The sequence below is a fragment of the Micromonospora noduli genome, from assembly GCF_003264365.1.
In the GTDB taxonomy this organism is placed as follows: Bacteria; Actinomycetota; Actinomycetes; order Mycobacteriales; family Micromonosporaceae; genus Micromonospora; species Micromonospora noduli.
This window is the reverse complement of sequence record NZ_PYAK01000008.1, coordinates 133,207-159,553: the sequence shown is the minus strand read 5'-3', so window position 1 is coordinate 159,553 and position 26,347 is coordinate 133,207. Positions and strand designations below refer to the sequence as shown.

25 protein-coding genes and 2 pseudogenes are annotated in these 26,347 nt (G+C 72.7%); 13 read left to right on the top strand and 14 right to left on the bottom strand.

What is annotated here, in order from left to right; translation table 11 throughout:
- Positions 1-260: 260 nt before the first annotated feature.
- Complete coding sequence (locus GUI43_RS09265; RefSeq protein WP_112600966.1) at positions 261-1,172, bottom strand: ArsR/SmtB family transcription factor; 912 nt, start codon at positions 1,170-1,172, stop codon at positions 261-263.
- A gap of 63 nt (positions 1,173-1,235) precedes the next feature.
- Here GUI43_RS09265 and GUI43_RS09260 point away from each other — a divergent pair, with 63 nt between their 5' ends.
- On the top strand, positions 1,236-2,261 hold the full coding sequence (locus GUI43_RS09260) for an aldo/keto reductase family protein (protein ID WP_112600965.1): 1,026 nt from the start codon (positions 1,236-1,238) through the stop codon (positions 2,259-2,261).
- Between the two features lie 36 nt (positions 2,262-2,297).
- Positions 2,298-3,806, top strand: coding sequence for a glycosyltransferase family 39 protein (locus tag GUI43_RS09255; protein ID WP_112698556.1), 1,509 nt, complete (start codon positions 2,298-2,300; stop codon positions 3,804-3,806).
- 398 nt (positions 3,807-4,204) lie between these two features.
- On the opposite strand, the gene GUI43_RS09250 is transcribed toward GUI43_RS09255, so the two are convergent.
- Both GUI43_RS09250 and GUI43_RS09245 read right to left on the bottom strand, forming a co-directional pair.
- Positions 4,205-5,797, bottom strand: coding sequence for a PAS domain-containing sensor histidine kinase (locus GUI43_RS09250; protein WP_112600963.1), 1,593 nt, complete (start codon positions 5,795-5,797; stop codon positions 4,205-4,207).
- Between the two features lie 25 nt (positions 5,798-5,822).
- On the bottom strand, positions 5,823-6,854 hold the full coding sequence (locus GUI43_RS09245; RefSeq protein ID WP_112583670.1) for an SIS domain-containing protein: 1,032 nt from the start codon (positions 6,852-6,854) through the stop codon (positions 5,823-5,825).
- Between the two features lie 189 nt (positions 6,855-7,043).
- On the opposite strand from GUI43_RS09245, the gene GUI43_RS09240 reads away from it, so the two are divergent.
- Positions 7,044-8,885 (top strand): tetratricopeptide repeat protein, encoded by a 1,842-nt coding sequence (locus GUI43_RS09240; RefSeq protein WP_112698555.1) that lies wholly within the window; start codon positions 7,044-7,046, stop codon positions 8,883-8,885.
- Between the two features lie 31 nt (positions 8,886-8,916).
- Here the strand turns inward: GUI43_RS09240 and GUI43_RS09235 are convergent, their stop codons facing one another.
- Entirely contained in the window at positions 8,917-10,503 is a 1,587-nt protein-coding gene (locus tag GUI43_RS09235) for an MDR family MFS transporter (protein WP_091406083.1), read from the bottom strand.
- Between the two features lie 111 nt (positions 10,504-10,614).
- On the opposite strand from GUI43_RS09235, the pseudogene GUI43_RS09230 reads away from it, so the two are divergent.
- A pseudogene (locus GUI43_RS09230) lies at positions 10,615-11,334 on the top strand (TetR/AcrR family transcriptional regulator).
- On the opposite strand, the gene GUI43_RS09225 reads toward GUI43_RS09230, so the two are convergent.
- Both GUI43_RS09225 and GUI43_RS09220 read right to left on the bottom strand, forming a co-directional pair.
- Positions 11,235-11,744, bottom strand: a complete 510-nt coding sequence (locus tag GUI43_RS09225) for a GNAT family N-acetyltransferase (RefSeq protein ID WP_112583673.1) — start codon at positions 11,742-11,744, stop codon at positions 11,235-11,237. The pseudogene GUI43_RS09230 and the gene GUI43_RS09225 sit on opposite strands and share 100 nt — an antisense overlap.
- The gene (locus GUI43_RS09220; protein WP_181518367.1) at positions 11,741-11,962 is read right to left on the bottom strand and encodes a biotin/lipoyl-binding carrier protein; all 222 of its coding nucleotides are present in this window, start codon (positions 11,960-11,962) and stop codon (positions 11,741-11,743) included. The genes GUI43_RS09225 and GUI43_RS09220 overlap by 4 nt, the downstream gene beginning before the upstream one ends.
- Positions 11,963-12,144: 182 nt before the next feature.
- On the opposite strand from GUI43_RS09220, the gene GUI43_RS35115 reads away from it, so the two are divergent.
- Complete coding sequence (locus GUI43_RS35115; RefSeq protein ID WP_370453046.1) at positions 12,145-12,258, top strand: 50S ribosomal protein bL37; 114 nt, start codon at positions 12,145-12,147, stop codon at positions 12,256-12,258.
- Positions 12,259-12,398: 140 nt separating this feature from the next.
- Here the strand turns inward: GUI43_RS35115 and rsrA are convergent, their stop codons facing one another.
- The 5 genes from rsrA to GUI43_RS09195 form a co-directional block, all read right to left on the bottom strand.
- On the bottom strand, positions 12,399-12,686 hold the full coding sequence (gene rsrA / locus GUI43_RS09215) for a mycothiol system anti-sigma-R factor (RefSeq protein ID WP_030490399.1): 288 nt from the start codon (positions 12,684-12,686) through the stop codon (positions 12,399-12,401).
- Between the two features lies 1 nt (position 12,687).
- Positions 12,688-13,512, bottom strand: a complete 825-nt coding sequence (locus tag GUI43_RS09210; protein ID WP_112583674.1) for a sigma-70 family RNA polymerase sigma factor — start codon at positions 13,510-13,512, stop codon at positions 12,688-12,690.
- Between the two features lie 234 nt (positions 13,513-13,746).
- Complete coding sequence (locus GUI43_RS09205; RefSeq protein ID WP_112698554.1) at positions 13,747-14,364, bottom strand: alpha/beta hydrolase family protein; 618 nt, start codon at positions 14,362-14,364, stop codon at positions 13,747-13,749.
- A gap of 51 nt (positions 14,365-14,415) precedes the next feature.
- The gene (locus GUI43_RS09200) at positions 14,416-14,808 is read right to left on the bottom strand and encodes a WhiB family transcriptional regulator (protein ID WP_091406097.1); all 393 of its coding nucleotides are present in this window, start codon (positions 14,806-14,808) and stop codon (positions 14,416-14,418) included.
- 195 nt (positions 14,809-15,003) lie between these two features.
- A complete protein-coding gene (locus GUI43_RS09195; protein ID WP_112583676.1) occupies positions 15,004-15,714 on the bottom strand; it encodes an SOS response-associated peptidase in 711 nt (236 codons plus the stop codon).
- A 103-nt stretch (positions 15,715-15,817) separates the two neighbouring features.
- Between GUI43_RS09195 and aroA the strand changes: the two genes are divergently transcribed.
- From aroA to GUI43_RS09175, 4 genes and pseudogenes are all read left to right on the top strand, one after another.
- The gene (gene aroA / locus GUI43_RS09190; protein ID WP_112583677.1) at positions 15,818-17,119 is read left to right on the top strand and encodes a 3-phosphoshikimate 1-carboxyvinyltransferase; all 1,302 of its coding nucleotides are present in this window, start codon (positions 15,818-15,820) and stop codon (positions 17,117-17,119) included.
- A 55-nt stretch (positions 17,120-17,174) separates the two neighbouring features.
- Complete coding sequence (rsgA, locus tag GUI43_RS09185) at positions 17,175-18,251, top strand: ribosome small subunit-dependent GTPase A (RefSeq protein WP_112583678.1); 1,077 nt, start codon at positions 17,175-17,177, stop codon at positions 18,249-18,251.
- 28 nt (positions 18,252-18,279) lie between these two features.
- The gene (hisN, locus tag GUI43_RS09180; RefSeq protein ID WP_112600960.1) at positions 18,280-19,098 is read left to right on the top strand and encodes a histidinol-phosphatase; all 819 of its coding nucleotides are present in this window, start codon (positions 18,280-18,282) and stop codon (positions 19,096-19,098) included.
- Positions 19,099-19,157: 59 nt separating this feature from the next.
- Positions 19,158-20,103: pseudogene (locus GUI43_RS09175) on the top strand (DMT family transporter).
- On the opposite strand, the gene GUI43_RS09170 reads toward GUI43_RS09175, so the two are convergent.
- On the bottom strand, positions 20,061-21,260 hold the full coding sequence (locus GUI43_RS09170; RefSeq protein ID WP_112583680.1) for a glycosyltransferase: 1,200 nt from the start codon (positions 21,258-21,260) through the stop codon (positions 20,061-20,063). The pseudogene GUI43_RS09175 and the gene GUI43_RS09170 sit on opposite strands and share 43 nt — an antisense overlap.
- 224 nt (positions 21,261-21,484) lie before the next feature.
- Here GUI43_RS09170 and GUI43_RS09165 point away from each other — a divergent pair, with 224 nt between their 5' ends.
- The 3 genes from GUI43_RS09165 (at position 21,485) to GUI43_RS09155 (ending at position 23,935) form a co-directional block, all read left to right on the top strand.
- Complete coding sequence (locus GUI43_RS09165; protein ID WP_112583791.1) at positions 21,485-22,483, top strand: SDR family oxidoreductase; 999 nt, start codon at positions 21,485-21,487, stop codon at positions 22,481-22,483.
- A complete protein-coding gene (locus GUI43_RS09160; protein ID WP_112583681.1) occupies positions 22,483-23,274 on the top strand; it encodes an ATP-binding protein in 792 nt (263 codons plus the stop codon). Before GUI43_RS09165 ends, GUI43_RS09160 begins: the two co-directional genes overlap by 1 nt.
- A gap of 88 nt (positions 23,275-23,362) precedes the next feature.
- Complete coding sequence (locus GUI43_RS09155) at positions 23,363-23,935, top strand: DUF5709 domain-containing protein (protein ID WP_112583682.1); 573 nt, start codon at positions 23,363-23,365, stop codon at positions 23,933-23,935.
- Positions 23,936-23,942: 7 nt separating this feature from the next.
- On the opposite strand, the gene GUI43_RS09150 is transcribed toward GUI43_RS09155, so the two are convergent.
- Both GUI43_RS09150 and macS read right to left on the bottom strand, forming a co-directional pair.
- Entirely contained in the window at positions 23,943-24,596 is a 654-nt protein-coding gene (locus GUI43_RS09150) for a response regulator (protein ID WP_112583792.1), read from the bottom strand.
- Positions 24,597-24,610: 14 nt separating this feature from the next.
- On the bottom strand, positions 24,611-25,741 hold the full coding sequence (gene macS, locus GUI43_RS09145) for a MacS family sensor histidine kinase (RefSeq protein ID WP_112583683.1): 1,131 nt from the start codon (positions 25,739-25,741) through the stop codon (positions 24,611-24,613).
- Positions 25,742-25,860: 119 nt separating this feature from the next.
- Here macS and GUI43_RS09140 point away from each other — a divergent pair, with 119 nt between their 5' ends.
- A complete protein-coding gene (locus GUI43_RS09140; protein WP_112600981.1) occupies positions 25,861-26,316 on the top strand; it encodes an ATP-binding protein in 456 nt (151 codons plus the stop codon).
- Positions 26,317-26,347: the final 31 nt, after the last annotated feature.

The following is a 26,347-nucleotide window of genomic DNA, read 5'->3' as shown; positions in this document are numbered from 1 at the left end:
GATACGCGGGGCGCGGCGGCCGGCCCGGCGAAGCGGGCGGGACAACGGTGTCTTCAGACAGCCGGCGCGGAGCGCGCCCGAGACAGAATGGTCGGGCGTCGTCAGTAGGCCGGACAGATCGCGCTGCGCACGCGGCCGTAATCGACGTGGCGACGTGCCACGAAGCGGCGGACGACTGCGGCGGTCATGGGCCCATGCTGCCACACCCCAAGGGGGCCGGCCAATGTCCGCGTGCTGGATCCCACATCACGGGCCGCGGCTCAGCCGACCAGCTGGTCACCAAGGGCAGTTCGGGCATAACGCACCACCCGCCCCTGTCGTACGCCGACGATCAGGCCGTTGTCCCGCAGCGTGGTGAGGTGGTGCGACGCTGTCGCCGGCGCGAGACCCAGCATCGCGGCCAGCTCCCCGGTGCTCAGCGGCGAGTCGAGCAGGGAGAGCGCCGCCGCCCGGGTACCGCCGAGCAGGGCGCCGAGCGCCGCGCTGGGCGCCGGCGAATCCCACAGCCCGCCCAGCCCGGTCGGCGGATAGCAGAGGGCGGGCCCGGCGTCGCCCTCCATGATCGCGTGCACCGTCGGCCCGGAGAACGCGGTGGGCAGCAGCGTCCACGGGCGTCCGTCCAGGCCGGCCGGCACTGTCGTGCCGACGGCGACCCGCAGCGCCGCGCCGTCCCACCGGATCAACGGGTGCACCTCGCGAAGCAGGGTCCGCCCGCCCTGCTCGGCGGCGAGCAGCGTCCGCCGCCGGATGTCGGCCAGCGCGAGCGCCCGCAGCCGGGGCCAGTCCGGTGCGATCAGCACTGTGAAGTACCTGTGGAGTTGCGTGACCAACTCGTCCGGGGACAGCCGGGGTGCGCCGGCCCGCTCCAGTTGCCGGCGCATCCGGGACGGATCGGTGCCGGCGACCGCCCGCAGCTCGGCGGCCAGGTTCGGTGCCACTCCGATCGGGGTGAGGAAATCCGGCACGTAACCGTTGGACGACCTGAGCACCGCCAACAGCGGTTCCAGGCCGGCATCCGGCAGCAACCGCTCCGCACGCTCCCGCCATGGCCGGTGCATCCAGTACTTCGCCGGCTTGCGTAACGCCCAGGAGCTGGCCACCAACTCGGCCAGGGGCGAGTGCACGAACCTGACCCGGCTCAGGTCGTCGGGCGAGAACCGGACCTCGATCACCCACCGATTCGACCACGTTCGAACGGTTCGGCGACAGCGCCGGGCGGCCCGACGATTCTCGCCATGGAGTACAGGCAACTGGGCCGGTCGGGCCTGCGCGTCAGCGCGGTCGCGTACGGCAACTGGGTCACCCACGGCAACCAGCTCGACGACGACGCGGCGGCCGCGTGCGTGACCGCCGCCCTGGACGCGGGCATCACCACGTTCGACACCGCCGACCGGTACGCCCAGGGGCGGGCCGAGCAGGCGTTGGGCAAGGCGCTGAGGGGCGTCCGGCGCAGCTCGATCGAGCTGTGCACGAAGGTGTGCCTGCCGGTCGGGCCGGGGGCCAACGACGCCGGGCTGTCCCGCAAGCACATCATCGAGGGCTGTCACGCCTCGCTGAGCCGGCTGGGCACCGACTACCTCGACCTCTATCAGGCGCACCGGTACGACGACAGCGTGCCGCTGGCGGAGACGATGCTCGCCTTCGCCGACCTGGTCCGCCAGGGCAAGGTGCTCTACGTCGGCGCCTCCGAGTGGACCGCCCCGCAGCTGCGCGCGGGCCTCCGGCTCGCCGCCGAGCTGCACATCCCGTTCATCGCCAACCAGCCGCAGTACTCCATGCTGTGGCGGGTGGTGGAGGCCGAGGTGTCGCCCGCCTGCGCCGACCTCGGCCTGGGCCAGCTCGCCTGGTCGCCGCTCGCGATGGGCGTGCTGACCGGTCGGTACGAACCTGGCCGACGCCCGCCCGCCGGCTCCCGGGCCACCGACGGTTTCGGTGGCTCGTTCATCGCCCGCTACTCGTCGGATCTGCTGCTCTCCCGGGTACGCCAGCTCCGGCCGATCGCCCAGGCCGCCGGCTGCACGATGGCCCAGTTGGCGGTGGCGTGGGTGCTGCGCCGGCCGACCGTGGCGGGCGCGATCGTCGGCGCGTCACGGCCCGAACAGCTCGCCGAGACGGCCAAGGCGGCCACGGTACGGCTCGACGACGAGCTGATGGCCGAAATCGACGCCGTTCTCGACGAACTCGTGGAGCGTGATCCGGCGAAGACCGCCCGGCCGAACGACGTGATGCCCGCCTGGCGCCCGCCACCTGCCGCCGGCTGACGCCCACGGAGGGGGTGGCCGTGGCAGGCTCGGACCGTGGGGCAATTGTCCGAGAGGTCGGCCGGAGCGGCGTGGGAGCACCTGCGCCGCCTGCCGGTCTGGCTCCCCCCGGCGCTGTTGACAGTGGCGGTGACAGTGACCGGGCTGGGATCCGCCCAGCTCTGGCGCGACGAGCTGGCGACGTGGAGCGCGGCCACCCGGTCGCCCGGCGACCTGGCCCGACTGGCCGGCACCATCGACGCCGCCACCGGGCCGTACTACCTGCTGATGCACCTCTGGGCGAGGGTCTTCGGCGACTCCACGATCGCCCTGCGCGTACCGGCAGTGTTGGCGATGACAGTGGCCGCCGGGTTGCTCGCCGTGCTCGGCGCGCGGCTCGTCGACCGGCGCGGCGGCCTCTTCGCCGGGCTGCTGTTCGCGGTGCTCCCCGGCACCTCCCGTTACGGGCAGGAGGCTCGCCCGTACGCGCTGGCCACCATGCTCGCCGTGCTCGCCACAGTGCTGCTGGTGACCGCGCTGCGTCGACCGAGCTGGGCCCGTTGGGCCGGTTACGCCGCTGCCGTCGCCGCTCTCGGGCTCATTCACCTGATCGCGCTCACAGTGCTCGCCGCCCACGCGCTGGTCGTTCTCATCGCCTGGTGGCGGGGCCCGGCCCCGGCCGGCATCGCCACCCCGTACCAGCCCGACGCCGGGCGGGACCGGCGGGTGTGGCGGTGGCTGGTCGCCGTGGTGCCGGTCGCGCTGCTGACCGGCCCGCTGCTGGTCAAGGCCCGGGCCCAGCAGTCCCGGCAGTTGAACTGGGTCCACCTGGCCCGGCTGGACGACCTCACCGCCTTGCCCGGCGGCGTCACCCAGAGCAGTGTGGTCGGTGGACTGCTGGTCGGGGTCGCCGCGCTGGGCGCGGCCCGACTCGGGCGACGCGCACTGCTGCCGGTCGGCGCGGTGCTGCTGCCCGTACTGCTGCTCTTCGCCGCCGGCACTGTCGTACCGCTGTGGGTGCCCCGGTACCTGGTCTTCGTGGTGCCCTTCGCGTGCCTGCTGGCGGGCGCGGCGCTGGCCGCCGTGGCCGCTCCCGCCGCGCTCGTCGTGGTGGTCCTGGCCGGGCTGCTCGGCCTACCCGACCAGGCCGCGCTGCGACGGACCCACGAGTGGCCACGCAGCGCGCCGGTGGACTACGCGGGGGCGGCCCGGGTGATCGCCGACGGTCAACGCCCGGGGGACGCGGTGGTCTACTCGCCCCGGCACAGCTGGCTCTTCCTCGATCTCGGCATCGAGTACCACCTCAGCGACCCGCCACGCGACGTGCTGGTCACCGAGGACGAGGTCCGCCGCGGCGATCTGTGGGCCGCCGAGTGCTCACAGCCAGCACAGTGCCTGGCCGGTACGACACGGGTGTGGCTCGTCGTCTCCGGCCGGCCCACCGAGCCGCTGGCCGCCGTGCCCGGCGCCAAGGGCGACGCGCTGCGCAGGGACTTCATCGTCACCCAGGTCTGGCAGCGCCCCGGCCTCACCGTCGCCCTGCTGACCAGCCGCCCGGACCGTTGACCCGTTGACACAGCCCCGGGTTGCCGCCTCGGGCCCGTCGCTGCTCGGGCCATTCCCACTCGGCCCGTCATTCCCTCGGGCCCATCACCGCCTGGGGCGGCCGCGGCCGATCACCCGGTCTGGCGGCGCAGCCCGGCCGGCGGTCCGCCGGAAACCCCGGCCGGTCGCCCCGCCAGCCGTCAAACCGCCACCACTTCAGTAGCCGATATACCTGTGGGTCATAAATATGACCCACAGGTATATCGCTCACAACGGCAAGACCGCTCGGGCCCGACACGCCGCCACGTCGGGCCCGCGAACGCGTCGCGCGCTGCCAGCGCTCTGGCTACGGCTAGGCGCGCCTCCGCCGGGCCGGCCGCCGGTCCGCAGCACGCGGAAGGAGGCGGGCGGCGCGGCGGTCAGGCCTGCGAGCGGCCGTCGTGGGTGCTGCGGGCCAGCGGGACCACCAGCATGGCCTCGGTGCCACCGTTGGCGCCGGCGCGCAGTTCGATGGTGCCGCGCAGCTCCCCGGTGATCAGGGCTCGGACGATCTGGAGGCCGAGCCGGCTGCCGCGTTCGGCGTCGAAGTCCGGGGGAAGGCCGCGCCCGTTGTCGGTCACCGAGACGTGCAGCATCTTGCGGAACCGGTGCGCGGAGACCACCACCTCGGGCCGCAGCGACGGGTCCACCTCGGGAGCGGCGACCGGCACCATGCCGGAGGCGGCGGCCACCGGCGCCTCGTCCGCCTCGTCGGCCGGCGGGAAGCCGTGCTCGACGGCGTTGAGCAGCAACTCGTTGAGGACCATCACCAGCGAGGTGGCGATCTCCGCCGGCAGTACACCGAAGCTGCCCCGCCGGCGCATGCCGACGCTCACCTCGGTCGCCGCGACCTCGGTCGCCGCGCTGGCCACCCGGTCGACGATCCCGTCGAACTCCACCGCCTCGTCGCTGGACATCGAGAGCGTCTCGTGCACCAGGGCGATCGAGGCGACCCGACGGACCGATTCCTCAAGCGCGACCCGGGCCTCCGGCATCGCCACCCGGCGGGCCTGCAACCGCAGCAGCGCTGCCACCGTCTGGAGATTGTTCTTCACCCGGTGGTGGATCTCCCGGATGGTGGCGTCCTTGGTGATCAGTGCCCGGTCCCGGCGGCGGACCTCGGTGATGTCCCGGACCAGCACCAACGCTCCGATCGGCACCCCGGCCGGCATCAGCGGCAGCGCCCGGGTGAGCATCGTGGCACCTCGTGCGTCGATCTCCCGGCGGGGTGGCGCCTCACCGCGCAGCGCGGCCAGGATGCCGTTCGAGGCCTCGGTGCCGTCCAGCGGGTCACCGGCCAAACGGCGGTGCAACGCGGCCAGGTCCTCCCCCACCAGGTGCGAGGCGTAGCCCAGTCGGCGGTACGCGGACTGCGCGTTCGGGCTGGCATAGGTGACCTTGCCGCCGGCGTCGAGCCGGACCAGGCCGTCGCCGACCCGGGGTGCCGAGGTGGTCTCGCCCGGATGCCTCGGCGGCGGGAAGGTGCCGTCCGCGATCATCTGCGCCAGGTCGTCGGCCGTGGTGAGGTAGTTGAGCTCCAGCTGGCTGGGCGTACGCGCGGTGGAGAGGTTGGTGTCCCGCCCCACCACGGCGATCACCTCGCCGGCCTCCCCCTCGGCGGTACGCAGCCGAACCGGGATCGCCTCGTGCCGGGCAGGCACGTCGCCGTACCAGACCGGGTCGCCCTCGCGCCAGATACGGCCCTGGGAGTACGCCACCCCCAGGTGGGCCACCTCCGGCCCGCCGACGATCCGACCCACCTGGTCGTCCTGGTAGGCGGTCGGTGCGGTGGTCGGGCGCACCTGGGCGACGCAGAGGAACGTGCCGTCGGCGTCGACCGGCACCCAGAGCAGCAGGTCAGCGAAGGACAGGTCGGAGAGCAGTTGCCAGTCGCCGGCAATCCGGTGCAGGTGGTCGATGTCGGCCGGACGGAGATGGGTGTGCTCCTCGGCGAGGTCGCGCAGCGTGGACACGGTGACCAGGGTGCCACGCCGCGTCTCACATCGTCGCGGTGACCTTCTTCAACCCGCGCGGCGCGTCCGGGTCCTCGCCTCGGGTGAGTGCCAGTGCCAGCGCCAACCGCTGCATCGGCAGGATGTCCAGCAGCGGGGCGTACCGCTCGTCGACCTCGGGGACGGCCAGCCGGGTGGCGCCCGGCACGTCGGCGGAGCCGACCACCACGACGTCGGCGCGGCGTTCGCCGAGGCGGGGCAGCACCTCACCCATCGACCGGCCACCGGGGCCGGAGCCGACCACGGCGAGCACCGGGACCTCCGGGTCGGTCATCGCGAGCGGGCCGTGCAGCAGGTCGGCACCGGAGAAGGCGAGCGCCGGCAGGTACGAGGTCTCCATCAGCTTCAGCGCGGCCTCCCGGGCGGTCGGGTACGCGTACCCCCGGCCGGTGGTGACCAGCTGACGGGCGAACCGGTAACGCGGGGCGAGCTGGGCCGGGGTGCCGTCGGCCAGGGTGCGGGCGGCCAGCTCGGGCAGTGCGTCGAGCGCCTCCCGTTCGGCCTTCGGGAGCACGCCGTCGCCGGCCCGGATCCCCTCCACCAGCATCAGCAGGGCGAGCAGCTCGGCGGTGTACGTCTTGGTGGCGGCCACCGCCCGCTCGTGCCCGGCGGCGATGTCGACGCTCAGCTCGGCCACGTCGACCAGCGGCGAGTCGGGGGCGTTGGTCACCGCGAGGGTCAGCGCACCGGAGGCTCGGGCGGCGCGCAGCACCTCGGCCAGGTCGGGCGAGCCGCCGCTCTGGCTGACCCCGACGACCAGCGCATCGGAGAGGTCGGGGCGGGCCCCGTACAGGGTGACGACGCTGGGCGACGCCAGCCCGGCGGGCAGGCCGAGCCGGATCTCGGTCAGGTACGCCCCGTAGAGCGCCGCGTGATCGGAGGTGCCCCGCGCGGTGAAGACCACGTGCCGTGGCCGACGTTCCGCGATGACCGCCGCCACCCGGGCGATCTCGGCGGCGTTGGCAGCGGAGAGCAGGCGCGCGTAGCCAGCTGGCTGCTCGTCGATGTCGGCGGCCATTCCAGCCCCTGCACGTGTCACGGAAACCCCTCCCCCTGCGCGGTTGCCGCGCGATTCTTGCTCAGTCTTGCACTTTTGAGCGTATCTCAGCAATCGAACGAGCAGGACTGCGCAGGTGATCACCAGTTGATCTCAATATCAACTAGGCTTTACCCGTTGTGCCCGGTCTAACTGCCACGAGAGGACGACGTGCCCGAGGGAACGGACGATCCCGCGCTCTCCGCGACGGAGGAGCTGGCGCTGGCCCGGCTGGCACTCGACGAGGGCGACCTGCACCACGCCGCCGGCCACCTCGCCGGCGCTCTGGCACGGGCCCCCACCCTGCCGGAGGTGCACGAGACGCTGGCCCGGCTCGCCGCGACGAGCGGCGGCGGCCTCGACCTCTTCCCGATCAATCACCACACCTTCGTCGGTGCGGTCGTCGCCCGCGCCCACCTCCTCGCCACCGCCGGGCGCCCTGCCGAAGGGCTGGAGCTGCTGGCCGCGGCGACGTCGTACGCCCCCGGCACCGAGTGGGCCGGCGTGCCCTGGGTCACCGCGCCCGAGCTGGCCGAACGACTGGACCCGGAGCACATCGCCCGCGTCCTCATGCAGGTCTGCGCCGCACTGCCCGACCCGGTGCCACGGATGGGCCGGGCCCCGCTGACCCCGTACCTCACGCTCGCCCGCAACGCCGCCACCGTGCACCCCGAACACGGCCTGCTGCTGGGCGCGGCGTCCGCGCTGGCCCGGCGCCTCGGTGAGGTCGAGCTGGCGGTCCGCTGGGCCACCCGAGGGGTACGCGCACAGCCCTCGAAGATGGGCGAGGTGTGGCTCGGGTACGCGTACCGCAGCTCGGGCCGGACCCGCGACGGCCTCGCGGCCCTCGGTCGGGCCGTCGAGCTCGACCCCGACGACCTGGCGATCTACGCGGACATCGCCGGCACCCTGGCTGAGATCGGCCGGCTGGACGAGGCGTTGGAGTGGACCGAGCGGGCGCTGGCGCGCGATCCGTCGTTCGACTGCGCTGTGCACACCGCCCACCGCCTGCGGCACCTGCGCGACGGTGACCTCGCCCACCTGGTCGCGCTCGCCGACTTTGTGCGGGACCATCCGGACGACAGCCACGAGCACGGCGACCTGGCCCAGTGCTGCCGAGGTCGGCCCTGGCTCGGCCAACTCACCCCGGCCGGTGGGCCCCTGGTCGACGCGATGCGCCAGGCGGTGGCCGATGACGACAACGGTCTCGGCGGTGCCGTCCGCCTACCCGCCGCCGCCCCGCCGAGCGCGGTCGGGACGGCGATCTCCACCGCCCCCGGGCTGCGGATCGAGGTCGTCGGCGCGCCGGAGCCCGACCCGCGCGAGCCCCGGCGGGAGACCGCTGCGCGGTTGTGGCACTACGCGGACGCGGTCCCCACACCCGCGCTGGCGGCGCCATCGGCGACGGCGGTCGAACGGATCGGGCAGATCGCTCACCCGGCGTGGGCACACCCACCGGCGGCGTACGACGCGGCGGTGGGCCTGGCCGGCCTCGACCTGGGCGACCTGCTCGGCCTGTTGGTGCACCCGCCGGCGGCGCCGGCCAACGCGGTGGGTCGGCTGCTGGCGGCCCACGACCCGTCGGTCTGGGTCCGTGGCGTGCAGGTGTGGGCCTGTCTGGGGCTGCTGCACCACCGCACCGACGAGCCGTGGGAGGGCTCGACCCGGCGTCGGGTGCTGCTCGATCTGATCTGGGGCGTCGAGGACTGGGTCACCGAGGCGGCACTGTTCGCCCTGGTCACCGCCGCCTGGGTGGACCCGTCGGTGCGGTCGGACGTGGCCCGGGTTGTGGCGGAGCGGCTGGCCGACGCGGCTGCCGTGGCGCGGAGCCGACCGGTCCCGATCGCCGCTTCGCTGGCTCACCTGGCACTCGCCGCCCCGCAGTTGGATCCGGCGACGGCGGCACTGGCCACCGAACTGCTGGCCGCCCACTCCCCCCGGCTCCCCCGCCCCCGCAACCCTCTGCGCCGCCTCTGGCAACGCCTGAGCAGGCGCGCGCCGCGCCGACCGTGACGGTCGACGCGGCGCGTGTCGCGCGGTTGGGTCAGGCGACCGGGGCCTTGCCGAGGGCGACCTCGGCGTCCTCCTCCGGGGTGGCCTGCGGCGGCGCCTCGTTCGCGGTGCGCAGCGGGATCTCCTTGATGAACCAGGCGAGCACCGGGATCACGATGGTGAAGAGCACCGCCCAGAGGAAGACGTGCGAGATGGCGTCGGAGAGGCCACCGAGCACCGCCTCGCGCGCCTGAGCGGGCAACTCCTTGAGCTTCTCCAGGTCCATGCCGGCGCCGGCCTCGCCGCCACCGAAGGCCCGACCGCCCTCGGAGCTGGCCAGCCGGTTGGCGAAGATCGCGCCGAACAGCGAGATGCCGAACGAGCCGCCGATCGACCGGAAGAAGGTGGCCGCGCCGCTGGCAGCGCCAAGGTCCTTCTGCTCCACGCTGTTCTGCGCGATCAGCATCGACGTCTGCATGAGGAAGCCCATGCCGACGCCGAGCACGATCATGTAGAGCGAGGACATCAGCTTGCTGGTGTCGGTGTCGAGCATGGACAGCAGCGCCATGCCCGCGGTCATCACCACACCACCGATGATCGGGTACGCCCGGTACCTGCCGTTGCGGGTGATCGCCCGGCCGATGACCAGCGAGACGACCAGCATGCCGAACATCAGCGGCAGCAGCAGCAGACCGCTGTTGGTGGCCGATGCCCCCTGCACGGTCTGCTGGTAGAGCGGCAGGAAGTTCATCGCGCCGAACATCGCGAAGCCGAGCAGGAAGCCGATCACCGAGATCAGCGCGAAGTTGCGGTTGGCGAAGAGCGCCAGCGGCAGGATCGGCTCCTGGACCCGGCGTTCCACCAGGCCGAACGCCACCAACGCGACGACGGCCAGCACGGCCAGACCGAGGATCTGCGGCGACGTCCAGTCGTACTCGTTGCCGCCCCAGGTGGTGATGAGCACGATCGCGGTGATGCCGACCGAGAGCAGCCCGGCGCCGAGCCAGTCGATCCGGTGCTCGGTGCGGTACTTCGGCAGGTGCATGGTGGTGATCAGCACGAGCAGCGCGATTCCGCCCAGCGGCAGGTTCACGTAGAACGCCCAGCGCCAGGAGAGGTGGTCGGTGATGAATCCGCCGGCCAGCGGGCCGGCGACCATGGCGATGGCCATGATGCCGGCGATCATGCCCTGGTAGCGCCCGCGCTCGCGGGGCGGGACCAGGTCACCGATGATCGCCATCACGCCGACCATGAGGCCGCCGGCGCCGAGGCCCTGCACGGCCCGGAAGGCGATGAGCTGGACCATGCCGTCCTCCGGACCGCCGAGCATCCCGGAGCCGGCCATGCCACAGAGGGCGGAGCCGACCAGGAAGACGACGACCGAGGTCAGGAAGACTGACTTGCGGCCGTAGAGGTCACCGAGCTTGCCCCAGATCGGGGTGGAGACGGTGGTGCCCAGGACGTACGCGGTAACCACCCAGGTGAAGTGGTTGAGCCCGCCGAACTCGCCGACGATCCGCGGTAACGCGGTGCTGACGATCATATTGTCGAGCATCGCGAGCATCATCGCGATCATCAGCCCGAACAGCACGACCCGGATGTTGTTGGGTCGCGTGCCGGCCTGGGTTGCCTGAGTCATGGGTAAGCTCCCCCCGAAGATTGCCGTACTTACTTGCCGCCCGGCTAGTCACCTTACTAGCCGCACGGTAAGTTGGGTACGAGTAACGGTCAAGCCATTTGGAGGGCGTGCGTGAGCGAGAGCACAGGCGGCGGAACGCGGGAACGGATCAAGGCCGTCGCGCTCGAACTCTTCACCGAGCAGGGGTACGAGAAGACCTCGCTCCGGGAAATCGCCGAGCGCCTCAACGTCACCAAGGCCGCGCTCTACTACCACTTCAAGAGCAAGGACGACATCGTCGCCAGCTTCGTCGAGGACCGGCTGGAGGGGATGGACGCACTGATCGCCTGGGCCGCCACCCAGCCCGCCACCCTGGCCACCCGGCGCGAGCTGATCTCCCGGTACGCCGACACGATGTTCGACGGCACCCAGCCGTCGGTGATGCGCTTCTTCGAGCAGAACCAGACCGCGCTCAAGAGCCTCTCCTCCGGGCAGAAGATGCGCGGTCGGATGTTGGAGCTGGCGGACGCGCTCTGCCGGGGCGATGAATCCCCCGCCGCCCAGCTACGCGCCGCGCTGTCAATCTTCGCGGTGCACACCAGCTGGTTCGCGGTCCGCGCGCCGCACATCAGCGACGACGAACGCCGCAAGCTCGCCCTGGAGGTGGCCGACGAACTGCTGGCCGCCATCGGCACGCAGCCCAACGCCTGACCGGGCGTGACCGCGCCGGCCCGGGCTCGTCGGTCGCCGGCTCAGCCGCGCGTCAGCTCCAGCCGAAGGCCGAGCAGGTCCACACCCGGCAGCGGCGACCAGTCCTTCTCCGGCGAACGGACGAAACCGCGCCGCGAGTAGAGCCGGTGCGCCGGATCAGCCATCCCGGCCCGTACGCAGATCACCACCGCCGTGCAACCCAACACTGTCGCCCGGTCGACACACGCCTCGACCAGCGCGGCACCCACACCCCGCCCCTGAGCGCCCGGGTCGACCGCGAGCATCCGGAACTCCGCCTCGCCCGGCCCGGCCAGCTCGGCGAACGGGGTGCCCGGCAGCACGAACGTCACCGAGCCGAGCACCGCCCCGGTCACCTCGTCGACCGCGACCAGCACCTCGCCACTGGCGGCTCGGGTCGACACGTCGGCCAGCACCTCGCCGTACCCGTGCTCGCCCTTGAGCTGGCCGTCCGCCTCGTACGCGGCCACGGTCAGCCGGGCCACCGCCGGGAAGTCGGCCGACTCGGCCGGACGGACCCGCAACCCGGTCAAGCGATCACGGCGATCAGGTCACCGTCCTGCACGACGTCGCCCTCGTTGACGACGAGCTGCTGGAGCACACCATCGGACTCGGCGACGACCGGGATCTCCATCTTCATCGACTCGAGGATCACCAGGGTGTCGCCCTCGGTCACCGTGTCACCCGCCGTGGCGACGACCTTCCAGACGTTGGCCACCATCTCGGCGCGGATCTCCTCGGCCATGTCCAGGCCCTCCCTCTTCGCGACGTGCCTGCCGATGTATCCAATCATGCGTCGACCGGTGGTGGGCGCGCAGCGGCACAGCCGGGATGGCAGGCCCGCCCTGGGGAAGGCGGCGGGTGTCGACAGCACTACCATCAGCGGGTCGGACCCGACGCCGGACCGCCGGTGGCCGCATCCGCGCCGAGGTCGTGCGCAGGACGGATCCGACCCATCACGAGGAGGTCAGCATGGCGAAGAAGTCCCGGAAGAAGAAGGCTCGTAAGAAGAACGCCGCGAACCACGGCAAGCGTCCCAACTCCTGAACGGGTCGACGGGCCGGTTGCCCGTCGCCGCTCAGCTCGACCCGGCCGGAGGCCGGGCACACCGGTGGCCCGGGTCAACATCGACCCGGGCCACCGGTCTTGCCAGCTCGTGCCGACGCTCGGTCGGCCAGCTCAGACGATCAGTCGGCCAGCTCACGGGAGTCGCTGGTCTCGAAAACGACCAGCTCGGTGAGCTTGACCCGCAGCCGCTCGCGCAGCTGATCCGGCGCGGTCTCGTTGCCACAGCAACGCGCCACCAACGCCCGCACCTCCTGCTCCAGCCCGTACTCGCGCAGGCAGGGCCCGCACTCGTCCAGGTGGTGCCGGATCAGTGAGCGGCGCTCGTCGGCGCACTCCAGATCCAGGTAGAGATACACCTCCGCGAGCACTTCGCGGCAGTCCGTCTCGTGCGGCTCCCCACAGCTCACGTCACACCTCCCGGCCGGCAGCGGCGGTCGAGCCCTTCGCCGAGCGGGCCGCACTGAAGCCCCGCTCTCCCGCGTAACGCTCGAGCAGCTTGCGCAGATTACGACGGCCCCGGTGCAGACGCGACATCACGGTGCCGATCGGCGTGCCCATGATGTCCGCGACCTCCTTGTAGGAGAAGCCCTCGACATCGGTGAGGTAGACGGCCAGCCGGAACTCCTCCGGCAACTGCTGGAGGGCCTCCTTGACGTCACTGTCCGGCAGCCGGTCCAGTGCCTCCGTCTCGGCCGAGCGCAACCCGCTTGAGGTGTGCGACTCGGCCTCGGCGAGCTGCCAGTCGGTGATCTCCTCGGTGGGCGCCTGGATCGGCTGGCGCTGCCGCTTGCGGTAGGAGTTGATGTAGGTGTTGGTCAGGATCCGGTAGAGCCAGGCCTTGAGGTTCGTGCCCTGCTCAAACTGGTGGAAGGCCGCGTACGCCTTCAGGTACGTCTCCTGGACCAGGTCCTCGGCATCCGCCGGGTTGCGTGTCATTCGCAGCCCAGCAGCGTAGAGCTGATCGACGAATGGCATCGCGTCCCGCTCGAATCGGGCCCTGCGCTCGTCCGTCTTCTCGGTGGTCAACCGCACATCCCCTCGCGTCGGATGCTTTCCCGCCGAGGATACGCGCACGGACCTGCCCGCAGATTCACTTCCGGCCGGTGTGCCCGTGCTCACCGCACCCACCCCGCCCGGTCCCGCCGTCGCGGGCCACTCCGGGCCATCCAGCAGCCGCTTCAGCTGCCGGGCGTCCCGCTCGTCCCGTTCCAGGCTTCGTGTCTCGGTTGGCACCGGTCACCCCCTCACAGAAAAGTCGTCCGGGGGTAGTAACGCGAGATGACCACTGGGGCATTCCGTCCGCCCCTCCCCGTTCCTGGTCCCGGCCCCGACGGCGGCCGGCGCTGGGACCAGGAAGGGCCTGGGAGGACTGGTGTCACCGGCTCTGCTCGGGCCGGCGGCACCATCGGATGCAACGACCCGTGCCCGCCCCGGAAACGGTTGCCACGGCGAGCCGGGCGCGACCGGTCAGTTGGCCGCCCAGCCCTGGGCGGACAGCCAGTCGCGAACGGCGGCGGCGGTGCCGGCCGGATCCCGGCGCAGGTCGTGCGTCTCACCGGGACGGCTCACCACCTGCACGGCCGGTCCCGGCTCCGGCGTCCCGAACGGATCCCGGTCGCCGTTGACGACCAACGTCGGCAGGCCGGTGCCCAGTTCAGCGGCGCGCGATCGTTCCGGCCGGCCGGGCGGGTGCAGTGGAAAGGCCAACGCGACCACGCCCACCGCGCCCACCGCACGGGCCGTCCGACAGGCGACCCGTGCGCCGCTGGAACGCCCACCGACCACCACCGTCGGCACGTCGGCGTGCCGGTCACGCAGCTCGGCGAGCACCGCCGTCCAGGCCTCGTCGAGGTGACCTGCCGGTGCCGGCGCACGTCGCCCGGCGACCCGGTAGGGCTGCGTCACCCGGACCACCGCCAGGCCGGCCGCCACCGACGCGTCCCGGACCGCGAGCAGGTCGGGCGCGTCGACGCTGCCGCCCGCGCCGTGCCCGAGGACGAGCAGGGCGGTGACCGGGCGGACCGGCAGGTCGGTGTCGATCCGCGCCGGACCGCGCGGGGTGTCGATCTCGTTGCTGGCTGGCACCGGCCTATTCTGCGCCGCCGGACGGGCGTCGGGTGCGAACCGGGCCGCCGATCAGCTCAGCGGAACCAGGGCGAGCAGGCGATCGCGCACCGGCGGGCCGGCATCGTCGATGGCGTCCGGATCGGGTTCGACCTCGCCGCGCCAGGCGACCAGCATCGCCCGTCGTTCCCGCGGCGTGGTGCCGCCCCACACGCCGTGACAGTCACCGACGTCGAGGGCCCAGGCCAGGCAGGACCCCTGCACGTCACAACTGCGACACAGCGCGACGGCGGCGTCCGCCGGCTCGTTCGGTGCCGGAAAGAATGTCTCCGGATCGACGCTCTGGCAGGTTCCTCTGGTGCGCCAAGCGTCGTCCTGTCGCCGTTCTCGCACGGCCCGCAGCAGTCGCGGATCTCGCCGCGCCGCTGCCACCTCGTGCGGGCGCGGCATACGTGCCCGTGTCATCCACCCACCTCCCCCGTGGGACCGGCAAAAGCTGTGGACGTCGTCCGCCCCGTGCGGACCGACAGCCACTACCGGCGCTGTGTTCTATCGCACTTAACAACACCGGGACAAGGGTCTGCCGGGAACATGACTGAACAGCCAGGAGACGAATCGCGCGGAACCTGGCAAATCGGCGGCCGACGATGCACGGCGGCGTCAGAACAGGGTCAGCTCCTGCGGTGACACCGTCGGCGCCACCGCCACCCGCGCGGTCAGCTGTGGCCCGTCGTTGCGAACGTCTCCCACCGCCGCACCCACCGGGCGGATTTCCAGCCCCGCCAACTGCTCCGCCGACGCCGGAGTGAGCAGCCGCCCCGGCTCGTCGGTCGGCGCGAGCCACGACGACCACCGCTCAGGGGGCAGCAGCACCGGCATCCGGTCGTGCACCTCGGCCAGGTCGCCGAGCGCCGCGGTGGTCAACACGCTGAAGGTGAGCCGGGTCTCGGCGTCGGACTCCCAGACCGACCAGATGCCGGCCAGCGCGAGCACCGAGCCGTCCCGGGGGGTCATGAAGTACGCCTGTCGCCCGCCGTCGGGCAACCGGACCCACTCGTACCAGCCGTCGGCCGGGACCAGGCAACGGCGACGGGAGAAGGAGCCGGCGTACGCCCGGCTGGTGGCCACCGTCTCCGCCCGCGCGTTGATCATCCGAGCGGCTCCCGAGGCGGACCGGGACCAGTGCGGCAGCAGACCCCAGCGGCCGACACAGAGGCTGCGGTGCCCCTCCGGGCTGACCCGGACCAGCGGCACCGGGTCGGTCGGCGCGACGTTGTGGTCCGCCCGGACCAGGCCGTCGGAGTCGTCGGACGACTCGAACAGCGCGCTCAGCTCGCCGGAGCTCCGGGTCGTCGCGTACCTGCCGCACATGGGGCACACGCTAACGCGTCGGAGGCCCCGTCGGCTGTCCCGCCAACCGGGAGTACGAACGCCGGGCGCCGCCGCCCGCCCGCCGACACGGCAGAATGTAACCGTGGGCAACCTGACCGCGACCCGGCCGCCGCAGCCGTGGACCGCACCGACCGCATCCGACCCGGTGGCGGCGACGCTGCGCCTGCCCGGTTCCAAATCGATGACCGCCCGGGCCCTGGTGCTCAGCGCGCTGGCCGCCGGCCCGTCGACGCTGGCCCGGCCACTGCGCGCCCGTGACACCGAGTTGATGGCCGCCGGCCTGCGCGCGATGGGTGCGCACGTCTCGATCAGCGACGACGAGCGCTGGCTGGTCCGACCGCACCCGCTGGCCGGCCCCGCCCACGTCGACGTCGGGCTGGCCGGCACCGTGATGCGGTTCGTGCCGCCGGTGGCGGGCCTGGCCGACGGGCAGGTCACCTTCGACGGTGACCCGTACGTGCGCACCCGGCCACTCGGCCCGCTGGTCGGCGCGCTGCGCTCGCTGGGCGTCCGGATCGACGTCACCGGCACCGGCAGCCTGCCGCTGACAGTGCTCGGCACCGGCCGGATCACCGGTGGCGAGGTCGTGATCGACGCGTCCGCCTCCAGCCAACTCGTCTCCGGGTTGTTGCTGGCCGCCCCGCGCTTCGACCGGGGCGTCGTGGTCCGCCACGTCGGCCCGCCGGTGCCCTCCGCGCCGCACCTTCGGATGACGGTGCAGATGCTGCGGGCCGCCGGCGCGGCTGTCGACGACAGCACCCCCGACGTCTGGGCCGTCGAGCCCGGCCCGCTCACCGGGCGCGGCTGGGACATCGAGCCGGACCTCTCCGGTGCCGTGCCGTTCTTCGCCGCCGCCCTGGTCACCGGCGGCGAGGTGACCCTTCAGGGTTGGCCGCACAGCAGCGCGCAGCCGGTCGAGAAACTCCGCTCGCTGCTGCAGCGGATGGGCGGTGAGGTCACCCTCTCCACCGACGGGCTGACCGTCCGTGGCAGCGGCGTGGTGCACGGTCTGACCGCCGACCTGTCCGACGTCGGCGAGCTGACCCTCGTGCTGACCGCGCTGGCCATGCTGGCCGACTCGCCGTCGGTGTTCACCGGCGTCGGGCACATCCGTGGGCACGAGACCGACCGGCTCGCCGCGCTCGCGCGCGAGTTCGGCGGGCTCGGCGCGGACATCACCGAAACACCGGACGGGTTGGAGATCCGGCCCCGACCGCTGCGCGGCGGGGTCTTCCGCACCTACCACGACCACCGGATGGCGCACGCCGCCGCGGTGGCCGGGCTGGCCGTTCCGGGCGTCGAGGTGGACGACGTGGGGTGTACCTCCAAGACCATGCCCGAGTTCCCGGCACTATGGTCAGCGATGGTGACCGGCAAGAGCTGACGCGAGAAGAGGACAGGTCCTGGCGACCAAACGGCGGGAGTACGACGAGGACGACGTGCGGGTCCGACCCGGAAAGTCGTCGCGCCCGCGTACGCGCACCCGCCCGCAGCACGCCGACGCGGTCGACGGGTTCGTCATCGCCGTCGACCGGGGGCGCTACACCTGCGTGCTCTCCGGGGCCGAACGCGGCGTGGTCGGCGCCGAGCTGCCCACTGTCACCGCCATGCGGGCCCGCGAGTTGGGCCGCAAATCGGTGGTGGTCGGTGACCGGGTCAGCCTGGTCGGTGACACGTCCGGCGCGGAGGGCGCTCTCGCCCGCATCGTCCGGATCGCCGAACGCCGCTCGGTGCTGCGCCGCACCGCAGACGACGACGAGACCACCGCCGAGGGCCGGCTGGAACGGGTCGTGGTGGCCAACGCGGACCAGTTGGTGATCGTCAGCGCGTTGGCCGACCCACCGCCGCGCACCGGGTTCATCGACCGCTGCCTGGTGGCCGCGTACGACGCGGACGTCGAGCCGCTGCTCTGCCTCACGAAGGCCGACCTGGCCGGGCCGGAGGAGGTGCTCGGCTACTACACCGAGCTGGAGCTGCCCTACGTGCTCAACCGTCCCGACTCCGACCTCGACGCGCTCCGCGCGCTGCTGAGCGGCAAGGTGTCGGTGCTGGTCGGGCACTCCGGGGTGGGCAAGTCGACGCTGGTCAACCGCCTCGTTCCGGACGCGCTGCGCGCGGTCGGCGTGGTCAGCGCGATCGGCCGGGGCCGGCACACCTCGACCAGCGCGGTGGCGCTGCGGCTGCCACCGGTGCACGGGATCGACACCGACCCGGGCTGGATCATCGACACCCCCGGGATCCGCAGCTTCGGGTTGGCGCACGTCTCGGCCGACAGCCTGCTGCACGGCTTTCCGGACCTGGTCGAGGGCACCGTCGACTGCCCACCGAACTGCCCCCACACGGCCGACGAGGCCGAGTGTGGGCTGGACGCCTGGGTGGCCGCCGGTAAGGCCGACCCGCGCCGGCTGGCCTCGTACCGTCGGTTGCTCGCTTCCCGCGCCGGCGAGGGTGACTCGCGCGGCGACAGCGACCAGCGCGGCCCCGGCGAGGGTGACCGGCGCGGCCCCGACGAGTGACCCGACGGGTGTGGGCTAGGTTGCCGGCATGACCGGGTACGCCGACGACCTCGCCCTCGCCCATCTGCTCGCCGACCGGGCCGACGCCATCGCCACAGCCCGGTTCCGGGCGCTCGACCTGCGCGTCGAGGCGAAGCCCGACCTGACCCCGGTTTCCGACGCGGACACCGCCGTGGAGCGGGAGATCCGCGCCCTGCTGGCCGAGCACCGACCGGCCGACGGGCTGCTCGGTGAGGAGTACGGCGCGCAGTCGTCCGCCAACCCGAACGGCCGCCGGTGGATCATCGATCCGATCGACGGCACCAAGAACTTCGTCCGTGGCGTGCCGATCTGGGCCACCTTGATCGCGCTCTACGACGGCGACCGGCCGGCGGTCGGCGTGGTGTCCGCACCGGCGCTCGGACGACGCTGGTGGGCCAGCGCGGGTGCGGGCGCGTACGCCGGGCCGGGCCCCGCGGCCGGCGAGCGGATCGGTGTGTCCGCGGTGCGTGGGGTCGCGGATGCCAGCTTCTGCTACTCGTCGCTGAACGGGTGGGAGGAGGCGGGGCGGCTCGACGCCGTGCTCGACCTGATGCGGGACAGCTGGCGCAGCCGGGCGTACGGGGACTTCTACGGCTACATGCTGTTGGCCGAGGGGGCACTGGACGTGATGGCTGAGCCGGAGTTGTCAGTGTGGGACGTGGCGGCGCTGGTGCCGATCGTCACTGAGGCGGGTGGCACGGTCACGGATCTGGCCGGACAACCGGCCCCCGCCGGGGCTCCGGGCACCGACAGCAGCGTGGTGGCCACCAACGGTGTGCTGCACGCCGACATCCTCGCCCGCCTCAATCGACCAGCCGAGCGCTGACCCCCGGCAACCTCTATCCTCGCCAGGTGGTCTCCTCCGGTTGGTGCTTTCTCGCGGCGATGATCGTCGCGTACGGCTTCGCCAACCTGCTCCAGTCGGTGGCGGCGGCGCGCACCACGGTCCACCACACCTTCGATCCGGGCCTGCTGCTGCGCCTCGCCGGGCACCGGACGTACCTGATCGGCCTCGGCTGTCAGATCGGCGGTTTCGTGCTCGCCTTCCTGGCCCGGCGGGACCTGCCGCTGTTCCTCGTGCAGGCCAGCGTGGCGGCCGGGCTCGGGGTGACTGCCATCCTCGGGGTGCTGGTGCTGAAGTGGCGGCTGCCGGCGGCGGAGGTGGTGCTGTTGGCGCTGCTCTTCGCGGGGATCACCGCGCTGGTGCTGTCCGCCCGGCCGGCGCCGTCGAAGCAGCTCGGCACCGCCGGCTCGATCGCCCTGCTGGTGGCGCTGGGCGTGATCGCGGTGCTCGGTTTCTTCGCCGTCCGGCTGCACGGGGCACCGGGTTCGGTGGCCCTCGGCTCACTGGCCGGGCTGGCGTTCAGCTCGGCCGCGGTCGCCGCCCGGCCACTGGCATCCGCGCCGTCCGCCGAGGCGTTCCTCGCCGACCCGCTGTTCTACCTGCTGATCGCCCACTCGATAGTGGGTCAGCTGCTGCTCGGTCTGGCCATGCAGCGCGGCTCGACGACCGCGGCGGTCGCCGCGATGGACGCCGCCGGCGCGGTGCCGGCCGCGATCGTCGGCCTGCTGCTGCTCAACGACAAGATCTGGCCGGGGCGGGAGTGGCTGGCCGCGGTCGGCTTCCTGGTGACCCTGGCCGCGGTGATCGGCCTGACCCGGTACGCCGAACCGCAGCAGCACCGCTCGGTGGCACGCCGTCGGGACCCCGCCATGGTCGGTGCCGGCCGGCCGGGCTGACCGTCCGGCACCGCATCACGGCAGAGGTGTCGCAGCAGCACCGCCGACTCAGGCCTCGACCGGCTTGCGGCGACTCACCACCCGTTCGTAGAGGCGCTCCAACGCACCGGCGGTCCGCTCCCAGGTGTAACTGCTGCGCACCCGGTCCACCGCGGCGTGCCCGTACGCGAACCGACCGGCGTTGTCGGCGAGCAGACGGCGCAGCGACACTCCGAGCGCCCGTACGTCACCGGGGGGCACCAGGCGACCGGTGACCTCGTCGACGACGGCGTCCGCCAGGCCGCCCATCGCGTAGCCGATCACCGGCACCCCGCAGGCCATCGCCTCCAGCGAGACCCGCCCCGCCGAGGAGTAGTGCGGCGTGCAGGCGACAACGTCCGCCGACCGGTACCAGGTGGCCATCTGGTCGTGCGGCACCGCCCCGACGAGCCGTACCTGGTCGACGACGCCGAGCTGTTCGGCCAGCTCGCGCAGGCGTCGTGCCTCAGCATGGTTGGCCAACTGGTCGACCGGCGGCCCACCGGCGATCACCAGCTCGGCGTCACCGACCAGCCGCATCGCCCGGATCAGGTCCTCCTGGCCGTGCCCGGCGGCCAGCGAGCCCACCGAGAGGATGCGGGGCCGCTGTTCGCGCGGTGCTGCCTCGCCGTCGGGGTGGAACAGGTCGATGTCGACGCCGGCCGGCACCAACGCGACCGAGCTGCGTTGCAGACCCATCCGGGTCAGCTCGTCGACCTCGTCGTTGGACTGGGCCACGGCGATGTCGACCGCCCTGGTCAATGCGCGCTCCAGCGTGATCCGCTGGCCCGGCCCGTCGTAGTGGCCGCCCAGGTGACGCAGCTGCTCGATGCCGAGCGAGTGGAACGTCTGCACCACCGGAATGTCGGTCTCCCGGACGGCGTGCGCGGCGGCCAGGCCACCGACCCAGTAGTGCCCGTGCACCACCTCGGGCCGCCAGGAACCCGACCACTCGTCGGCCAGCCAGCGGCCGACCTCCGTCACGTACGGGATCAGCTCGACGGTGGGTAGCGGGGTGGGCGGGCCGGCGGGCACCTGGTGCACCTGGTAGCCGTCGACGTTCATCGTCGCCGGCAGCGTCGGGTCGTCCCGGCGTACGTAGAGCCGGACGTCATGGCCTCGCTCGGCCAGCTCGGCGGCGACCCTCGCGGTGTGCTGTCGGGTGCCGACCGGCGGGCCGTCGGCGTGGCGGTAGGAACTGGCGTGCGCGCAGACGAGGCCGACGCGCATGGGTCACCTCCCTGCGATCTTTCCTCGGCGGTGGTCCTCCCGGTCAGAGCGTCCCATTAACCCCGCGACGCTGAGCCGAAACCTGGCAGATCAGGAAGAGTCAGCGCGAGTGCCACCGACACTTGCGCCACGGCAAGCACAGGCGGCACACGACAGTGGGGTTCGACGATGATCGACAAGCCGTGGCCGGTGTGACCAGGGCCGGCCGGGGGTACCGCTCAGGAATGCCGCTGACCCGCAGTCTCGACGATTCGACCGTGGTGATCACCGGCGCGTCCAGCGGGATCGGCACGGCGACCGCGTACGCATTGGCCCGCCGGGGTGCCGCCGTTGTGCTGGCCGCCCGCAGCGAGCCCGCCCTGCAACAGGTCGCGCAGCGCTGCCGGGAGTTGGGCGGCCGGGCGCTGGTCGTACCGACCGACGTCACCGACCTGGAGTCGGTGCGGCGGCTGGCCGAGCAGGCGGCGGCCGAGTTCGGCCGGATCGACGCCTGGGTGAACAACGCCGCGGTGAGCGCCGTGGGGCTGTTCGACGAGATCCCGGTCGCCGAGTTCCGCCGGGTGCTGGAGGTCAACCTGCTCGGGGCGGTGCACGGCATCAAGGCGGCACTGCCCTACCTGGGCGCCGCCGGTGGTGGTGTGCTGGTCAACAACGCCTCGGTGCTGGCCGAGGTGGCCATGCCGTACCAGTCGGCGTACAACGCCTCCAAGCACGGCATCCGCGGGCTGGCCGACACCGTCCGACAGGAGCTGCGGGTCACCGGTCGCGGTCACATCTCCGTCTGCACAGTGCTGCCGGCCACGATCGACACCCCGTTCTTCCGGCACACCGGCAACCACAGCGGCCGGGAACTGGTGGCGCCTCCGCCGATCTACCCGCCGGAGATGGTCGCCGAGACCATCGTCCGGTTGCTGCGCCGGCCCCGCCGCGAGGCGTACGCCGGTGGCGCGGCCCGGCTGATCGGCCTGCAGTGGCGGCTGGCGCCCGCGCTGGTCGAGCGGACCCTCGGCTGGTACGCCCACCGCACCCAGTTCGGCCCGGGCGCCCGGGTGGACAGCAGTGGCAACGTGTTCGACGCCGATGCTCTGGCACGCCAGGACGGTGGCTGGCACGGTCGGCGGCGGCAGTTGGTGCGGATGACCGCCGCGTTCGGTCTGGCTGCCGCCGGCACCGCTGTCGGCACCCTGGCGGCCATCAACCGCCGCTCCCGGTCGGACCGCTGATGGCCGATGTCGAGCGCCCGAATGCGCTCACCGTCACCGGCGCGCACAATGGGGCGATCATGTCGAGCTGTCTCGTGGAAATCGACGAGTCGTCAGCGGTGGTCCGGCTGACCGGTGTGCTCGATGCCGCTGGTGCCGAGGCGCTACGCGGCGCGCTGCTCGCCCGTCTGCTGGCCCGGCCCGGCCCGGTGGTGGCCGACGTGACCGGCCTGCGGGTCGTCGACCCGGCCGGGCGCGGTGTCTTCGCCGACGTACGCCGGGAGGTCGCCGACTGGCCCGCCGCGGACCTGCTGCTGTGTGACCCAGCGGTCGACGGGCCCGCCCATCCGGACGCCGCGCTCGCCGGGGTGCCGGCCTGGCCGACGCTCGACGGGGCGCTGGCCGCTGTGGCGGCGACACCACTGGCGGCGGTGCTCACCGCCGACCTGGCTCCGGCGGTGGGAGCCGCCCGGCAGGCGCGCGAGCTGGTCACCACCGGTTGCGAGCGCTGGGGCATGCCGACGCTCACCGACCCGGCGTGCATCGCGATCACCGAGATGGTCAACAACGTGGTGGCGCACGCCCGGACCCCGATGACGGTTCGGCTGGCGCCCCAGGAGACCACCCTGCACCTGGCGGTTCGCGACCACTCCCCGCGTCAGCCGACCTTCGCCGGGATCTCCCCGCCGAATCGCGCCGGCGGCCGGGGCCTGCTGCTGATCGACACTGTGACCCGCCGCTGGGGCAGCAGCGCCGTACCGGACGGCAAGGTCGTCTGGTGTGTGCTGCACCCCGACGACGAGGCTCTCTGACGGGGCTTTCGCCATCGGCGCCCGGTTCGGCGACGTACCTCCGGAGGCCGCCCGGTTACGGCGGCAGGGCAGCGGGTAGTGATCAGACATGCGCGACAACGAGTACCCGACCCCCGTGTCCGACACCGAGGCGCAAGGGCTGCCCGACACTGCCGATGACGACTCGACCGCCAACGACGACGTCCTCACCGGGCGCGAGGCGGACGGCCCGGACCCGGCCCAACTGCCCGGCGATCGGACGCCGGTGGCGGTGGACCGGTTCGGAACGACCGCCGAGGAGCAGCTCGACGGTGAGTCGTTGGACTACAAGCTCGACCGCGAGGTCTACGAGCGCCCGGCGGACGACCCGCTGGCCGGCACCATCGACCCGAAGATCGCCTTCGAGGCGGACAACCTGGAAGCCGCGGCGGAGGCTCAGCTGGACGCCGACGTGATGGATCCCGGGCCGACCTCGGACCCGAACTCACCGGTCTCCCTCTACGACCACGGTCAGCTCGGCACTGTGGCCGACGCCACAGTAGGCCGGCTGGTGGAACCGGACGAGGGGTCGCACACCGACCAGGAGACCGATTCGGTGGCGTACGACGCCGGATCGGCCGGAGGCGGAGCGACCGCCGAGGAGCTGGCCATCCACGAGACGGAGCCGCCGCGCTCGGTCTGACGTCCGCTCAGTCGTCCAGACCACGTTCGATGGCGTACCGGGTCAGCTCGACCCGGTTGTGCAGTTGCAGCTTGCCCAGGGTGTTCTGCACGTGGTTCTGCACCGTGCGGTGCGACAGGCCGAGCCGCTGGGCGATCTGCTTGTACGACATCCCCTTCGCCACCAGCCGCAGCACCTCCGTCTCCCGTTCGGTGAGCTGGGGCGTAACGGGTTCGGCAGCGCCGGCCGGGCCGGTCCCCCGCCCCGGTCCGGCGGCCAGCCGGCGGTACTCGCCGAGCACCAGCCCGGCCAGGCCGGGGGTGAAGACCGCGTCGCCGGCCGCGGTGCGGTGCACCGCCTCCAGGAACTCGGCGGGCGCTGTCGACTTCACCAGGTAACCGGTGGCTCCGGCCTTGACCGCGTCCAGCACGCTCTGCTGTTCGCCGCTGGCACTGAGCATCAGCACGCGTACGGCGGGCAGTGCCGCGCGCAACCCCAGGATCACCTCGACCCCGGAGATGTCGGGTAGTTGCAGGTCGAGAACGACGACGTCGGGCCGGGCGGCGGCGGCCACCCGGATGGCCTGTCGTCCCTCGCCACTGGTCGCCACCACCAGGAAACCGGCCTCGGTCAGGTCGCGGGCGACGCCCTCCCGCCACATCGGATGGTCGTCCACCACCATCACCCGGATCGGGTTCACCGCGTTGACCTCGGCACGCTCAGCTCGATCTCGGTGCCCGCCTCGGGGGCGGACACGATCCGAACCGTGCCGCCCACGTCGGCCACCCGGCCCCGGATCGACTGGGTCACGCCGAGCCGACCCTGGGCGGCCGCCTCGTCCAGCCGACCGTCCGGGATGCCCGGCCCCTCGTCACGGATCGACACGGTCACCGTCGCCCCCTCGTCCTCGATCAGCACCCAGGCCCGCCCACCGGCGTGCCGCCCCACGTTGTCCAGTGCCGCGCCGGTCGCGGCCGCCAACTCTCCGGCCACCCGTCGGGGCAGCGGCACCGGGGTGGCCGGGGCGGAGAGCGCCACAGCCGCGGAGGCGTACCGGCCGAGCAGGGTCCGCAGGTCCACCGCCTCGCCGCCGTCCGGGAGGCTCGCGGCCGGGCCGGCGCCGGCGATCAGCGCCCGCAGGGCAACCTCCTGCTCGCCGGCCAGCCGGGCCAGCTCGCCGGCCTCCCCGGGCAGGTCCGCGCCGCGCCGCTGCACCAGCGCCAGCACCTGGAGCACCGAGTCGTGGATGTCCCGGGCCAGCCGCTCCCGCTCCCGGGTGGCGGCCTCCAGCTCCACCGCGCGCTGCAACCGCTCCTCGGCGCTCACCGCGAGCCGGGCCACGTGCCCGACCACCACTCCGGCGAGCAGCATCAGGATCACCCCGGTGAACGAGGACTGGCCGATCCGCTCCCGGGTGGCCAGGTCCGCGCCGGCGACCAGCAGCGCGGCGACAGTGCCCCGTCGCCGGCCACCGGAGACGGCCCAGGCCAGCACCGGGCCGGCCATCCAGGCCACCCCCAGGGTGGGTACGCCGTGGGTGAGCGCCGTCCGGCCGACCACCCACGGGGTCGCCAGCACGATGGCCATGACCACCCCGAGGTCGGCCAGCAGCAGCGGCCAGCGCCGCCAGGCCGGTCGGGCGTACCCGATCGCGGTCGCGCCGGTCCAGGCGATCATCAGCAGGATCAGGGCGCCGACGGCGTACGGGTGGGCGTACCGGTCGGCGTCGCGCACCGCGAGCGCGCAGACGTACGCCAGGGAGGCCAGCCTGAACACGGTGAGCGCACGCCACAGCGGCACCTCGAACCCACCCGGCGGCGACGGCATGGCGGTCAGGATGCCACAACCGGGCCGGCGCACGGCGAGCAGCGAGTGCGGTTCGGGAAACCCTGACGTACGGTGGAAAAGCCGCGAAATACTCCGAGATGCGCCGCCGGGACGGGCCCATGACGAACGCAGACCCGCACGCACGGCGTACGGTTGTGCCCATCGAACCTGCCCTCCTGATCGCCGAAGCCTTTGACCAGGCCCAGGTGACCGAGATTCGACACTCGGTCACCTCCTGCGCGCATGCCTCGGGTCTGAGCGGCCAACGGCTGGACGACTTCGTGCTCGCGATCAACGAATTGATCACCAACGCGGTGCGACACGGTGGCGGGCGCGGCTGGCTGCGGCTCTGGCACGAGTCGGGTGTGCTGGTCTGCGAGGTCGCCGACCACGGGCACGGGATCAGCCCGCAACGGCTGGGCGACCGCAGTCGGCCCGCCCCGGACACCGCCGGCGGCTGGGGCCTCTGGCTGGCCCGCGAGCTGACCGACGCGATGGAGGTCGTCACCGGCACCGCCGGCACCACCGTCCGCATCACCACGGGTCTCACCAACCACAATCACACCCCGCGCTGACCCCCACGCGCCCCCTCTGCGCAATCTTGCA

Bases quoted from the DNA above. Each gene is read 5' to 3' on its own strand.
- GUI43_RS09150 (WP_112583792.1), bottom strand. From the start codon at position 24,596: ATGGTGGTGGACGACCATCCGATGTGGCGGGAGGGCGTCGCCCGCGAC.
- hisN (WP_112600960.1), top strand. From the start codon at position 18,280: ATGACCGGGTACGCCGACGACCTCGCCCTCGCCCATCTGCTCGCCGAC.
- GUI43_RS09200 (WP_091406097.1), bottom strand. From the start codon at position 14,808: ATGACACGGGCACGTATGCCGCGCCCGCACGAGGTGGCAGCGGCGCGG.
- GUI43_RS09260 (WP_112600965.1), top strand. From the start codon at position 1,236: ATGGAGTACAGGCAACTGGGCCGGTCGGGCCTGCGCGTCAGCGCGGTC.
- GUI43_RS09165 (WP_112583791.1), top strand. From the start codon at position 21,485: ATGCCGCTGACCCGCAGTCTCGACGATTCGACCGTGGTGATCACCGGC.
- macS (WP_112583683.1), bottom strand. From the start codon at position 25,741: ATGCCGTCGCCGCCGGGTGGGTTCGAGGTGCCGCTGTGGCGTGCGCTC.
- GUI43_RS09170 (WP_112583680.1), bottom strand. From the start codon at position 21,260: ATGCGCGTCGGCCTCGTCTGCGCGCACGCCAGTTCCTACCGCCACGCC.
- GUI43_RS09245 (WP_112583670.1), bottom strand. From the start codon at position 6,854: ATGGCCGCCGACATCGACGAGCAGCCAGCTGGCTACGCGCGCCTGCTC.
- GUI43_RS09195 (WP_112583676.1), bottom strand. From the start codon at position 15,714: ATGTGCGGCAGGTACGCGACGACCCGGAGCTCCGGCGAGCTGAGCGCG.
- GUI43_RS09140 (WP_112600981.1), top strand. From the start codon at position 25,861: ATGACGAACGCAGACCCGCACGCACGGCGTACGGTTGTGCCCATCGAA.
- GUI43_RS09155 (WP_112583682.1), top strand. From the start codon at position 23,363: ATGCGCGACAACGAGTACCCGACCCCCGTGTCCGACACCGAGGCGCAA.
- GUI43_RS09160 (WP_112583681.1), top strand. From the start codon at position 22,483: ATGGCCGATGTCGAGCGCCCGAATGCGCTCACCGTCACCGGCGCGCAC.
- GUI43_RS09235 (WP_091406083.1), bottom strand. From the start codon at position 10,503: ATGACTCAGGCAACCCAGGCCGGCACGCGACCCAACAACATCCGGGTC.